The organism is Streptomonospora alba (genome assembly GCF_000826685.1).
Taxonomy (GTDB): Bacteria; Actinomycetota; Actinomycetes; order Streptosporangiales; family Streptosporangiaceae; genus Streptomonospora; species Streptomonospora alba.
Window position 1 is genome coordinate 111,783 of record NZ_JROO01000026.1, and the last position, 11,989, is coordinate 123,771.

At 73.2% G+C, this 11,989-nt stretch carries 11 protein-coding genes; 5 read left to right on the plus strand and 6 right to left on the minus strand.

The features are described from left to right. Positions 1 to 27: 27 nt before the first annotated feature. Complete coding sequence (locus LP52_RS13560) at positions 28 to 1,356, minus strand: heparan-alpha-glucosaminide N-acetyltransferase domain-containing protein (protein WP_052809807.1); 1,329 nt, start codon at positions 1,354 to 1,356, stop codon at positions 28 to 30. 959 nt (positions 1,357 to 2,315) lie between these two features. Here LP52_RS13560 and LP52_RS13570 point away from each other — a divergent pair. Continuing rightward, entirely contained in the window at positions 2,316 to 2,825 is a 510-nt protein-coding gene (locus tag LP52_RS13570) for a TIGR03086 family metal-binding protein (RefSeq protein ID WP_202966109.1), read from the plus strand. A gap of 437 nt (positions 2,826 to 3,262) precedes the next feature. Here LP52_RS13570 and LP52_RS13575 read toward each other — a convergent pair whose 3' ends face one another. Next, positions 3,263 to 5,017, minus strand: coding sequence for a thiamine pyrophosphate-requiring protein (locus tag LP52_RS13575; protein WP_040273801.1), 1,755 nt, complete (start codon positions 5,015 to 5,017; stop codon positions 3,263 to 3,265). 126 nt (positions 5,018 to 5,143) lie between these two features. Next, positions 5,144 to 5,731: a TetR/AcrR family transcriptional regulator gene (locus LP52_RS13580; protein ID WP_040273803.1), complete on the minus strand. Its 588-nt coding sequence runs from the start codon at positions 5,729 to 5,731 to the stop codon at positions 5,144 to 5,146. A gap of 83 nt (positions 5,732 to 5,814) precedes the next feature. Here LP52_RS13580 and LP52_RS13585 point away from each other — a divergent pair, with 83 nt between their 5' ends. Beyond that, positions 5,815 to 6,231: a VOC family protein gene (locus LP52_RS13585; protein ID WP_040273805.1), complete on the plus strand. Its 417-nt coding sequence runs from the start codon at positions 5,815 to 5,817 to the stop codon at positions 6,229 to 6,231. A gap of 33 nt (positions 6,232 to 6,264) precedes the next feature. Further along, a complete protein-coding gene (locus LP52_RS13590) occupies positions 6,265 to 6,930 on the plus strand; it encodes a TetR/AcrR family transcriptional regulator (protein WP_040273807.1) in 666 nt (221 codons plus the stop codon). Between the two features lie 7 nt (positions 6,931 to 6,937). On the opposite strand, the gene LP52_RS13595 is transcribed toward LP52_RS13590, so the two are convergent. From LP52_RS13595 to LP52_RS13605, 3 genes are all read right to left on the minus strand, one after another. Beyond that, positions 6,938 to 7,828, minus strand: a complete 891-nt coding sequence (locus LP52_RS13595) for a ribonuclease Z (protein WP_040273808.1) — start codon at positions 7,826 to 7,828, stop codon at positions 6,938 to 6,940. Positions 7,829 to 7,881: 53 nt separating this feature from the next. After that, positions 7,882 to 8,649 carry an SDR family oxidoreductase gene (locus LP52_RS13600; protein WP_040273810.1) on the minus strand — a complete coding sequence of 256 codons (768 nt, stop codon included), beginning with the start codon at positions 8,647 to 8,649 and terminating at the stop codon, positions 7,882 to 7,884. Positions 8,650 to 8,739: 90 nt separating this feature from the next. Further along, the gene (locus LP52_RS13605) at positions 8,740 to 9,570 is read right to left on the minus strand and encodes an alpha/beta fold hydrolase (RefSeq protein WP_040273812.1); all 831 of its coding nucleotides are present in this window, start codon (positions 9,568 to 9,570) and stop codon (positions 8,740 to 8,742) included. Between the two features lie 80 nt (positions 9,571 to 9,650). Here LP52_RS13605 and LP52_RS13610 point away from each other — a divergent pair, with 80 nt between their 5' ends. Beyond that, positions 9,651 to 10,187 (plus strand): CGNR zinc finger domain-containing protein, encoded by a 537-nt coding sequence (locus LP52_RS13610; RefSeq protein WP_040273813.1) that lies wholly within the window; start codon positions 9,651 to 9,653, stop codon positions 10,185 to 10,187. A 154-nt stretch (positions 10,188 to 10,341) separates the two neighbouring features. Then, on the plus strand, positions 10,342 to 11,727 hold the full coding sequence (locus LP52_RS13615; protein WP_040273815.1) for a dicarboxylate/amino acid:cation symporter: 1,386 nt from the start codon (positions 10,342 to 10,344) through the stop codon (positions 11,725 to 11,727). Positions 11,728 to 11,989: the final 262 nt, after the last annotated feature.

Consider the following 11,989-nt stretch of genomic DNA (forward strand, 5'->3'; position numbering starts at 1 on the left):
CGCGGGGGAGTGCCGGGCTGATCGCCGTCAGGGGATGCGCTTGGCGGCCCAGGAGGAGACGGCGTGCAGGGGCCATTCCAGCGGCCCGCGCCCCACGGTCAGCCGCCAGGCCGTGGCGCCGACCAGGGAGGCCGCCAGCACCGTCAGCGCGAGGTTGTCGGTGGCCCACTGCAGCGGGGTGCGGCGCCACAGGTCGTTCTCGGCCACCCAGATGAGCAGGACGTGGCCGACGTAGACGGTCAGCGCCAGCGCGCCCACGGCCGCGACGGGGTAGGCGATCCACCGCAGGGCGCGTTCGGCCAGCAGGCACAGGCCCAGCACCGCGATGGCCACACCGCCGGCGCCGAGGATCTCCAGCGGGGTGCCGCTGTGGGGCAGCGCGGTCAGCAGCCAGACCCAGTCGTTGACCGGCACGGTTCCGTTGAATCCGTGGGCCATGGCCTGGTCTGTGCTGGTGTAGCCGCCGTGGTCGGCCAGGGCGGAGGCGGTGTAGGTGGCCTCCAGGCGTTCGCGTCCGCCCATGGCGTTCATGGCCGTCCACGACAGCCCGTAGCCCAGGGCGGCCAGGGCGGCGCCGGTGCCCACGAGCCCGGCGCGTACCCGCAGCGAGGCCAGATCCAGGCGGCCCAGGGCCAGCCCGGCCAGGACGTAGGGCAGCCAGGTCAGCGCGGGGTAGGAGCCGGTGGCCAGCAGGTCGATCACGCCGCTGCCCGACAGCGCCACCAGCGGGTCGTAGGCGTCGAACGCCGCGACGGGGCCGCTGAGCGGGCCCTCGTCGGCGATCAGCGAGCGCAGCCAGAAGGAGGCGAGGGGACCGGCCGCGGCCAGGACGGCGGCGGCGCCCGCGACGACCTTCCAGCGCTCGTCGATCAGCGGCACCGCCAGGACGAAGAAGACGGCGTAGTAGGCCAGGATCACCGAGACGGGGGTGTCCAGCATGGTCAAACCCACGCCGACCGGCAGCATGATCGCCCCGCGGATGACCACCCGCCACAGCGCGACCCCTTTGGCGTGGCCGGTGGCAGGGGTGGAGCCGCCCGATATCAGGGCGATGGAGACGCCGGCCAGCAGCGCGAACAGGGCGGCGGCGCGGCCGGAGACGAGGTCGGTCAGGGGGTTGGTGCCGTCGCTGCCCAGGCTCCAGCCGAGGCCGACGTGGATGACGAACATGCCCAGCACCGCCAGTCCGCGGGCGGTGTCGATGCCGACGAGGCGCTTTCGCTGCGGGCCCGCGGGCGCCGCTGCGGCGGTGGGGGCGGGCGGGTGCTCGGTACGGGGGGCCGAGGTCGAGGCCTCCGGCGCGGCGGGGACGTCTCGGGCGTCGCCGTGGGGGGAGGTGCTGGTGCTGTTGGACACCCTCCGAGGATCGCCGCAGCGGGAACCGAATGCAGGTGTTTGGGCGTGTCGTGACCGGTTGTGGCCGATACCGGGGTGGTGGCCGTTCGGGGACAACGCAGAGGGGGGAGTGGGCGTCGAGAGCACCGGGCGTGTCCGGGGGAGGCGCAGAGTCGGGGGCCGGGGTCGCGGTGGGGCGGCTGTGCCCCCGGGCACCGCCTGCCGGTCACCGCGTGTGGTCGGCGGTGGTGTGCTCGCGGGTGCGGAACGGATGTGGGGCGGTCCGCCGATGTCGGCGACCGGGCCGCCCCACAGATACCGGCAAATGATGCATAACGCATTTTATGCATGAAACTTACCCATATCGGGCGTATGGGGGATCGAGGTGGACGCGCGCCCGGCACCCGCGCGCCGCGCGCGTCCACGGACCTCGGCCGCTGCGGTGCTGCGGCAGGCAGGCACAGGGGGCGGTTCGCCCCGAGGGCTGTTCGCTGCGGCGCAGGCGGGCCGCCTTAGGGCCCGTACGTCGGATCAGGCGCCGCGCCGTGGCGGGCGATCCGCATCAGATCGGAAAGCCGCCGGCTGTCGGGCGGCCTCCGTCGCAGGCGCACGCACTCCGGGGTGCCGGAGCTCACCTGCGGGGCCCGGCCGGCGCGCGGCCGAGCCCCGCACGCGACACCGCTGCGCCGAAGGCGGGCGAAATCCCTGCATGTGCCCCTTCTCGCTGCTGCACCAATTGCGCCGATAATGCACATTATGTCAAGTAAACGCTCCGGCCGCCCTCCTGCCGACGGGAAGAATCCGCCAGGACGCGCTCGGGCGGCCGCCGCAGCACGGCACATTCGCCCGGGCCCCGGTCCGCTCGACGCCGGGCACTCTGTCGGTGCCTGCTCCTAGGCTCGCCGGCATGACCCCACCACCGGCCCACGACCCGCGAGCGGTCTTCGCCCAGGCCCTGGACCAGGCCCAGCTCCAGATCGCTGCGGTATCCCCCGACGAGCTGGACGCTTGCAACCCCCTGCGCCGACTACGACGTCCGCGCCCTGATCGGCCACATGGTCGCCGTGCTGCACAAGCTCACCCGAATCGGAGCCGGAGAAGCCACAGGCGATGTCGGCGACGTGATCCACGGCATCGCCGACGACGGCTGGGCCGACGCGTTCGCCCTCGCCCGCGGCGAAACCGAGCGCGTATGGAACGAGGCGGTGCTGGACCGCGAGGTCGCGCTGCCGTGGGCCACACTGCCCGGCCGCGCCGCCCTGGACGCCTACACCCACGAGTTCACCGTCCACTCCTGGGACCTCGCCCACGCCACCGGCCGGCGCGCCGCGCTCGACCCGGACCTCGCCGTGCGGGCTCTCGAAGCCTTCCCGCGGTTCGCGCCGCCCGAGGCGCGCAGCGGGCAGGGCCCCTTCGGACCGGTCGTCGAGGCCCCCGAGGACGCCGACGCCTACACCAGGCTGGCCGCCTACCTGGGCCGCCGCCCCTGACCCCGCCTCTGACCGACGCCTTACGCCTTTTCCGCAGCCGCGGGCGATCCCGCAAGACGTGTCCAGGGCCGCAGTAAAGCGTTCCGCTCCCCCGCGTCGCCGCGCACAGCGGCTGCGCCTGCTCCCTCCCCCGCGTGATGCGCCGCCGAGCGGGCTGCGGCTCGTCTTCTCGTCTTCGCCGCCGCCCTGCCGTTCCCGGTCCGGGCGCGGCAGGTCCAGGCGGGCACGGCGCCCGGCTCTGCGGCGCCAGGAGCCGGGTCCGGGGCCGCTCCGGGGTTCCCCTCCCCTGCATTTCTGTATTGCTTCGTGATGCATTGCAAACGTGCTGCAGGCGGTGCGAGCCGGCGGCCGACCGCGTGGGATCACCGGATCTCCCCCGCCGCTCCGCTGCGGAGCGGTGTCTGCGCCCGGTCGGGGCGGGGTCGACTCGGCGCGGCTCAGACCTCGGGCACGTGGACGCTGACCACGGCCGATCGGCCGGCGCGCACGGCCTCGACGGCTTCTTCGAGGGTGTCGGCGAGGTGCTCGGGGTCATCGACGGTGCGGCCCCAGGCCCCGCCGGCGGCCGCGGCGATGCCGGGCAGGTCGGCTTCGGGCTCGAAGCCGGTGTTGAAGTCGTCGTTGGTCGCGGCGGCGCCGTCGGGGTGGACGCCCAGGGTGGAGAGTTTGGGGGATTTCCAACCGCGGTTGTCGAAGACGACGGTGAGGGTGGGGGTGTCGTAGCGGCGGGCGACCCAGTAGGCGGAGGAGGGCACGCCGAACAGGTAGGAGCCGTCGCCGACGAGGCTGACGACGAGGGTGTCGGGGTGGGCGAGCTTGGTCCCGATGGCCGCGCCGGCGTGCCAGCCCAGGGAGCCGCCGCCGGAGCCGATGAGGCTGCCGGGGCGGGTGGCGCCCAGATGCTCGTTGACGGTCTGGTAGTTGGAGATGGCCTCGGTGAGCACGATGGTGTCCTCATCGAGGCGGGTCAGCAGTTCGCGCAGCTGGGCGACCACCGACTGGGGCGTGATGGCGTCGGGGCGGGGCTGCTCGCGTTGGGCGGCGTCGCGGCGGCGCCGGTCGTGTTCGGCCTGCAGGCGGGTGCGGCGCTGGGCGGTGGCGTGCCGGTCGGCCAGGCCCGTGTTCTCGATGTGGGTGGCGAGCTGTTCGAGGGCGGTGCGGGCCTGGGCGCGGGCGAAGGTCTCGGCGGGCACGTGCCACAGCGGCATCTGCTCTTTGAGGGGGTCGGTGTCGACGACGAAGATGCGGGCGCCGGGGCGGGGCGGGTTGCTCAGGGGGATCCAGGGGACGTCGGTGTCGATGGCCAGGATGGCGTCGGCCTGGGCCAGGACGGGCGTGGGGTGCTGGGTGTTCCACTGGTAGCCGGCGTGCAGGGGGTGGTCGGCGGGGAAGTTGAGGCGCATCGGTACCGACTCGAGGACGGGGACGGCCAGGTGTTCGGCCAGGCGCTGGAGCCGGTCCACGGCGTGGGGGTCGCGGCCGAGGTAGGAGGTGACGATGAGGGGGTTGTCGGCCTGGGCGAGGGCGCGGGCGATGGTGTCGGTGGTGTGGGGGTCGAGTGCGGCGGGGGCGATGGGGGGTGTGTGGTGGAGGTGGTAGCGGGGGTCGTTGGCCTCGGCGGGGTCGAGGGTCTGCTCCATGACTTCGCGGGCGCCGACGAGGTAGGCGGGCCCGGCGGGTTCGCTGGTGGCGATCTGCAGGGCGCGGTGGACGAGTTGTTTGACGTTGGTGCCGGTGCGGATCTCGTTGTCGTACTTGGTGTAGCCGCGGACGATGCCGCGCTGGTCGTGGACGTCTTGGATCCACTGGATGAATTCGTTGCGGCTGCCGGTGTGTTCGCCGTACTGGGTGGAGGGCGAGGCGCCGGCGAAGACGAGGACGGGGGTGCGGCCTTTGGCGGCGTTGTGGATCATGCCGCCGATGTTCTGGGTGCCGCATTCGACGTGGACGATGACGGCTTGGGGGCGTCCGGTGGTTTGGGCGTAGCCCTGGGCGGCGGAGAAGGCGACGCTTTCGTGTGGGCAGATGATCATGCGGGGGAAGCGGTGGGCGTCGCCGTTGGCGCGGGCGTGGGCGTAGGCCTCGACGATGCCGGGGTGGTCGCTGCCGAGGTTGGCGAAGACGTAGTCGACGCCGGCTTCGGTGAGGGCTTCGAGGAATGCGGTGCTGGTGGTGTAGGGCGCGGTGCTCATGGCGCCTAGTCAAGCATCTGCGGCGGTCGGTGTTTGTGCAGGGTGCGGGGGTGCCGCTGTGTCGGTGATCTTGTACGCGGCGTCATTCGGTGCCGGGTTCCGGGGGCGTTTCGTGCGGGTGGCGGGTCATCCGTGGGGGTCGGGGACGATGGCGTCGACCAGGTCGTCGATGGTGTTCTCCGGTCCGGCCTGGTGCCAGGTGGTGTCGGGCAGGGTGAGGTGTTCGACGATGAGGCCGCTCATGGCCAGGTAGAGGGCGAGGGCGGTGCGGCGGCCGCCGGGGTAGCCGCCGTCGACGTGGAAGGCGATGCTGTCGGTGATGTTGGCGCTGATGGCCGAGGTGAGGGCGGCGCGGACGTGGGGGCGGCGGGTGCCTTCCAGGCGCAGTTCCAGGAGGGCGAGGTAGCCGGCGGGGTCGCGGCTGACGCGGTCGAAGAGGTCGTGCATGGCGGCGCGCACGGCTTGGCGGGTGGGGGCGGGGGTGGCGAGTCGGCTCATGCGCTGGGGGGTGGGGGCCAGGCGGACGTGGACGTGGGCGCCGGCTTGGGTGAGCAGGGTGTCGCGGTCGGGGAAGTAGTTGGAGGCGGTGCCGGCGGGCACGGCGGCGGCGGTGTCGACGGCGCGGAAGGTGAGTCCGCGGGCGCCGTGGTCGGCGAGGACGTCGATGGCGGCGTCGAGGAGGGCGCGGCGGCGGGTCTGGTTGGTTCTGGCCATGGGGTGGCTCCCGTTGAAAACAACTATGTCTATAGTGCCGTGTCCATAGTACTATCTTTGTAGTTGTTCGAGAGGGAGGCTGTATGCAGACCAAGAACATGGTCGGGTTCGCGCTGTCGGTGCGGGATCCGGCCGGGTGCGCGCGGTGGTTCGCCGAGCACTTCGGCTTCGCCGTCGATATCGATCTGGGCTGGTACGTCAACACGACCTCGCCCGATCTCGCCGGGGTGAGCCTGGACTTCATGGCGAGCGACAGCGAGTCCTGGCCCGAGGGGGTGCGGGGCCGGGGCGTGTCGGGGGCGATGGTGGCGTTTGCGGTCGCCGACGTCGATTCCGAGGCCGAGCGGCTGCGTGAGGAGGGGGTGGATTTCGCGCTGGAGGTGGTGACCGAGCCGTGGGGGCAGCGGCGCTTGCAGGTGCGCGGGCCCGAGGGGGTGGTCGTGGAGGTGCTGCAGCTGGTGGAGCCGGATCCGGTGTGGCTGGCGGCCAACGGGCTGTGAGCGGGTGTGGCAGCGGCGCGTATAGTCCCTGCCATGAGTGAGGGGACCCGCACCCGGCTGTTGGCCGCGGCGTTGCGGATTCTGGCCGTCGAGGGCATCGCCGGGGCCTCGGTGCCCTCCATCGCCGCGGCGGCCGGGGTCGACCAGGCACTGGTCTTGTCGCGTTTCGACAGTGTGGAGGATCTGCTGGCCGAGGCCTGCCGTTACGGCGCCCGCCGGCGAGTGGCCCGCTACCGCGACCGGTTCGCCGCCGTGGCCAGCGTGGACGAGTTGGTGGAGCTGGGCCGCAGTGTGCACGCCGAGGAGCGCGCCGCCGGGCACGTGGCCCTGCTGGCCCAGCTGCTGGCCGCGGCCCAGGGCCACCCGCGCCTGGGCGAGGCGACCGCGGCCGGGCTGGAGCTGTGGGCCGCCGAGATCGAGCAGGTGCTGCACCGGGTGCTGGATACCGGCCCGCTGGGCGGGCTGGTGGATGTGGGCGGGCTGGCGCGGGCGATGGCGGCCGGGTTCGTCGGGGTGGAGCTGTACGGGGGCGCCGATGCCGACGGCGCCGAGCGGGCGCTGCGCTCGTTGGAGCAGCTGGGTCAGGCCGCGGCGGTGGTGGAGGAGCTGGGGCCGCTGGCCCAGCGGGCCTTGCGCGCGCGGCTGCGCCGTTCCCTTCCCCCGGCCCGGCCGGCCGGGGTGTGGGGCGAGTGGGAATGAGCGCGCCTCAGCGGCGGCGCTTGGGCAGCGCGAGGCGTTGCAGGTCGGCGGCCACGGTGACGGGGCCGTCGAACGCCGAGGCGGCCTCGGCGGCGAAGCGGGGCTCGTCCTCGGCGTCGTAGCGCTCGGAGAAGTGGGTCAGCACCAGGTTGTGGACGCCTGCGCGGGCGGCGATCGCCCCGGCCTGGGCGGCGGTGAGGTGGCCGTAGGCCGCGGCCAGGTCGCCGTGGGCCTGCAGGTAGGTGGCCTCGATGACCAGCAGGTCGGCGTCGCGGGCCAGTTCTTCGGCGGCCGCGCACGGGGCGGTGTCCAGGACGAAGGCCACCACCTGGCCGCGGCGCCGGGTGGCGCACTGGTGCAGGGCGACGCGCTCGCCGGCGGGGGTGGTGACTTCTCCGCGGCGTTTGAGTTCGCCTGCGGCCGGGCCGCTGATGGCGTGGCGGGCCAGGGCGCGGGGGTGCAGGGTCCAGCCGTCGGGTTCGGCGATGCGGTAGCCGTAGCAGGTGATGCGGTGGTTCAAGGCGCGGGCCTGGACGGTGATGCCGGTGTCGCCGTCGAGGTCGGCGACGGCGCCGGTGAGTGGTTGTTCGCGGACCTCGGCGGTGTCGTCGAAGGCGGTGGCGCCTCGCAGGCGGTGCCAGTAATGGGCGCCGTCGCGGGAGATGCGCTGGATGACGCCGGGCAGGCCCAGGCAGTGGTCGCCGTGGAAGTGGGTGATCAGGATGCGGGTGAGGTCGTGGGCGGTGACGCCGGCGCGGCGCATCTGCAGCTGGGTGCCTTCGCCGGGGTCGACGAGGATGCCGTGGGTGTCGAAGCGCAGGAAGTAGCCGTTGTGGTTGCGGCGCGGGGTGGGCACGGCGCTGGAGGTTCCCAGCACGAGCAGTTCGCGCACGGACATGGACTCCATCCTGCCAGGTGGGCCGCAGGCGGGGCGCGTGGCGCTGGCGCCTTCTAGCTCAGGCCGCCGTTGCTGGCGATGAGTTGGCCGTTGACCCAGCCGCCCTGGGGCGAGCACAGGAAAGCGATCAGTTCGGCGCAGTCCTGGGGTGTGCCCAGCCGTTTCAGCGGGGTGGCGTCGGCCAGGCGCCGAGCCAGGTCGGGGCTCATCCATCCGGTGTCGACGGGGCCGGGGTTGAGGGCGTTGGCGCTGATGCCCCGCTCCCCCAGTTCGGTGGCCGCGGCCAGGGTGATGCGGTCCAGCGCGCCTTTGCTGGCGCCGTAGGGCAGGTTGTGGGCGGTGTGGTCGCTGGTCAGGGCGATGATGCGGCCGCTGCCGTGGGGGCCGGGAAACTGCAGGGCGTATTCGCGGATGAGCAGCCAGGCGGCGCGGGTGTTGACGGCGAAGTGGCGGTCGAAGCTGTCGAGGGTGGTGTCCAGCAGGCCGGAGTCCACGGATTCGCAGTGGGCCAGGACCAGGGCGGTGACGGGGCCGAGCCGCCGGCCCACGGTGTCGAGCAGGCGGGCGGGGGCGTCGGGGTCGGCCAGGTCGGCTTCCACCCCTAGCGCGCGGGCGCCGTGGGAGGTGATGGCGGTGTGCAGGGCGCGGGCGGCGCCTTCTTCTGTGCCCCAGGGCATACGGGTTTCGTAGGCGCGGTAGTAGGTGAAGGCGACGTCGAAGCCGCGGGTGGCCAGGGTGCGGGCGGTGGCCGCGGCGATGTTGGTGGTGCGCCCGGCGCCGGTGACCAGTGCGACCGGTCGCAAGGGTGAGTTGGCGTCCATGAGCGCCCATCTTCGCCGCGGGCGCTGCGGGGCGCATCGGGTTTTCGGTCGGGGCCTCTCCCCCCGCTGGCGGTATGCGCCTGGGGCGGTTCAGGTGCGGTGGAGGAAGTCGGTGAGCAGGCCGGTGAGCTGGGCGGGGGCGTCGTGCTGGATCAAGTGGCCGGCTCCGGGCACGGTGTGCAGGCGGGCGTGGCCGATGGCCTCGGCCAGGCGGTGGCCGGTGGAGGAATCCAGCCAGGTGTCCTCTTCGCCCCAGATGACGGTCGCGGGCATGTCCAGGCGGTGCAGGTCGTCTTCGATCTCGGCGGTGTGGCGCTGGTCGGCTTGGGCGATCTGTCGGTAGAAGGCGGCTTGGCCGCTCGCGCCGAGCCAGGGCTGGGCGAGTTCGGTGCGTTGGTCCGGGCGCAGGGGGCGGTGGGCGGCGGAGGCGATGTAGGCCTCGACCAGCGCGCGGTGCATGGCTGCGGGCAGGGCGGTGAAGACCTCGGGGTTGGCGGCGACGAGGCGGAACAGGTCGCTGCCCCAGGGGCGCAGGCTCACGGCGTCGATCAGGGCCAGGCGGCTGTAGGCGGCGCCGTCCAGCAGGGCCGAGCGCAGCGCGACGGCGCCGCCGAAGTCGTGGGCGATCACGGCGGGGTCCTGGAGTCGCCAGTGCTGCAGCAGGAGGGTGAAGGCGCGTTGCTGGGCGGCCAGGCTGACGTCTTGGTCGGGGTGCATCTGGGATCGGCCGTAGCCGGGCATGTCCCACAGGTAGACGGTGTGGGTGGGGGCCAGGGCGGCGGCGATGTCGCGCCAGACGGCTGAGGAGAAGGGGGTGCCGTGCAGCAGGACGACGGCGGGGCCCTGGCCGATGCGGCTGTAGGCGATGCGGCCGTTGGGGGCCTGGAAGGTGTCGGTGTGTGCGGTGGTGGCGTCGTCCATGGCCCCGCCCTCTCGTTACCGGCTTTGCGAATATGCCGGTAACGTTACCAGTATTCGATTCAAGGCGGTAACGTCGGCATGTGGTGTACACGCGTCCGCCCGCACCGGGCGAGCTGGCCCTGGTCGAATCGTTCTGCAACACCGCCGCGTTCCTGCACGGCACCGACGCGCTGGCCGATGCCCGCGGTGCCGGCGCCTGGACGGCGGAACAGGGCTTCGGTGCGGTCGGGCTCGACGAGGCTGCCGCTGCGCGGCTGCGCGAGGTGCGCGAGGCGCTGCGCGACCACCTGGAAGGGCGCCGCGCCGAGGCGTCCCGCGCGTGTTTGAACGCCGAGTCCCAAGCCGTGCTGGGCCCGCCGCGCTGGACGGCCCCGGACCGGGTCCCGCATCTGGACCGCGGCGCCGCCGCGGGCGCCGACGGGCCGATCGCCGCGGTGCTGGCGGTGCTGGCGGCCGCCGAGATCGGCGGCCGGTGCGACCGGCTGAAGGTCTGCGCCGCCCCCGAATGCCGGTGGGTCTTCTACGACCGCTCCCCCGCCAACTCCGGCAGCTGGTGCAGCATGGACATCTGCGGCGCCCGCCGCAAGATGCGCTCCTACCGCGGCCGCCGCGGCTGAACCGGAGACGTCGCGGACCGGTCGCCGCTACCGGAGGTAAAGCATCGGTTGCGATACGAGCGCAAGCGGTGGCGCCGGGGGCGCCTGTGGGAAGTCACCCCTGCGAGGCGGCACACCCCCGCCGCCGCGTCGTGAGAGTGCAAAGGATGGCGCAATGGCCGACGAACCTTCCAGCCCGCCGAGGCGATCCCTGTGGCGGCGCTATCTCGACTTCCCGCTGATCTACAAGCTCGCGATCGCGCTGGTGGCCGGCGCGGTGGTGGGCCTGGTCGTCGGCGAGCCCGCCACCGCCCTGCAACCGCTGGGCGACGTGTTCCTGCGGCTGCTGCAGATGCTGGTCATGCCCCTGGTGGTGGTCACCCTCATCGCCGGGGTCTCCTCGGTCAGCCCGGCCCGCCTGGGCGGCATCGGGCTGAAGGTGCTCGTGTTCTACCTGGCCACCTCGGCTGTGGCGATCACCGTGGGGCTGCTGGCGGCGCTGGCCGTCTCGCCGGGCACCGGCCTGCAGGCGCCCGGCCAGACCGACCAGTCGCCCGAGCAGGCGCCGCCGGTGACCCAGACCCTGCTGGAGATCGTTCCCGAGAACCCCTTCGCCGCCCTGGCCGAGGGCAACGTGCTGGCGGTGATGTTCGCCGCGATCGCCGCGGGCATCGCCCTGGCGTTCATGCGCTCCAGCGCCGACGCGCGTATTTCGAGCCTGGGCGAACTGCTGCGCCGCGGGGTGGACGGCGGCGTGGAACTGGTGTTCGTGATCGTGCGCGGCGTGCTGCAGTACGCCCCGGTAGGGGTGTTCGCGCTCATCGCGGTGGTCATGGCCGAGACCGGGGTGGATGCGCTGGTGCCGCTGGCCAAGCTCACCGGTGTGGTCTATGGCGGTGTGGCCGTGCAGATCGGCGTCTACGTCGCGGTGCTGGCGCTGTTCCGGGTCGGTCTGCGGCGGTTCTTCGCCGCGGCCCGCGAGCCGATGGTGACGGCCTTCGCCACCCGCTCCAGCAGCGGCACGCTGCCGGTCTCCACCCGCGCCGCCCGCCGCATGGGCGTGGACGAGGGCGTCTACGGGTTCACCCTGCCGCTGGGCGCCACCGTCAACATGGACGGCACCGCGATCTACGTGGGCGCGGCCACGGTGTTCGTCGCCAACGTCGCCGGGGTGGAGCTGACCGTGGGGCAGCTGCTGATGGTCGTGCTGGTGGGTGTGCTGGCGTCCATCGGCACAGCAGGGGTGCCCGGCGCCGGGCTGATCATGCTGTCGCTGGCGGTGACCCAGGCGGGGCTGCCGTTCGCGCCGGTGGCGCTGGTGGCCGGTATCGACGCGGTCCTGGACATGGTGCGCACCATGTGCAACGTCACCGGGGACCTGACCGGTACCCGCATCATCGCCCGCACCGAGCGCGGCATGCTGCACGAACCCCCCGAGGACGGGCATCCGCCCGGCGAGCCCGAATCGGGCGGCGACGCTCACGCGGTGCACAGCGGCGCGGAGCAGGGCCATGAGCGGTCCGCGGGTCCGCCCGACACAGCCGAGCGGTCGGGCACCTGAGGGCTGCGGCCCTCATCGCCGGCGGCGCCGTCGCACCCTGAGGGTGCGGGCCCGCCGGGAGGGCGTGGACGGTCGGGCGCGGCCACCCGATGGGGCGGCGCCCGCAGCCGGTTCGGGGACCGGCGGTCGGCGGCGCCTGAAGGAGCACGCCGCCGACCGCTGGCGGTCGCCGTTCGGGCAGGGGGGAGCATCGGTCCCGACGGCGACCTTGCGGAAAGCCTCAGTCGTACAGTCGGTCTGCGGAGTCGACGAGTGCGGCGCG